A 654-nucleotide genomic window follows, 5' to 3' on the forward strand; every position below is an offset into this window, starting at 1 on the left:
AGAGCTGGCTCGGGAAATCTGCACAGCTAGGATAAGTGGAATTTCTGCCTGACTTCGGCTTGGATGCCAGGAACAGGAGATACCATGACGAGACGACCACGCCGGAACCACAGCCCGGCTTTCAAGGCAAAAGTGGCGCTCGCCGCCATACGAGGCGAGCGGACTCTGGTGGAACTGTCCCAGCAGTTCGACGTGCATGCCAATCAGATCAAGCAGTGGAAAGACCAGCTTCTTGAGGGTGGTGATGAAGCGAAGGCGGAACCGGCCGGACCGAGCATCGATGTGAAAACGCTTCACGCCAAGATCGGCGAACTGACCTTGGAAAACGATTTTTTGTCCAGTGCGCTCGGCAAGGCGGGATTGCTGGGCGGAAAGAAATGATCGACCGCGAGCACAAGCTGTCGGTCGTGAGGCAGGCCAGGCTCCTCGGCTTCAGCCGTGGCAGCGTCTACTATTCGCCGCGTACAGTATCTGATGGCGATCTTGCCCTGATGCGCCGGATCGACGAGCTGCATCTCGAATATCCGTTCGCGGGAAGTCGGATGTTGCAAGGGCTTTTGAAGGGAGAAGGCCTGGAAACTGGGCGGCTGCACGTCGCCACGCTGATGAAGAAGATGGGTATCGAGGCGATCTATTGTCGCCCGAACACGTCAA

1 pseudogene is annotated in these 654 nt (G+C 57.6%); it reads left to right on the forward strand.

Annotated elements, in window-relative coordinates:
* Nucleotides 1-84: 84 nt before the first annotated feature.
* Nucleotides 85-654, forward strand: a pseudogene (locus HWD97_RS24245) (IS3 family transposase); the annotation flags it as partial.

It is taken from the genome of Ochrobactrum sp. C6C9, assembly GCF_022627935.1.
Classification (GTDB): domain Bacteria; phylum Pseudomonadota; class Alphaproteobacteria; order Rhizobiales; family Rhizobiaceae; genus Brucella; species Brucella teleogrylli.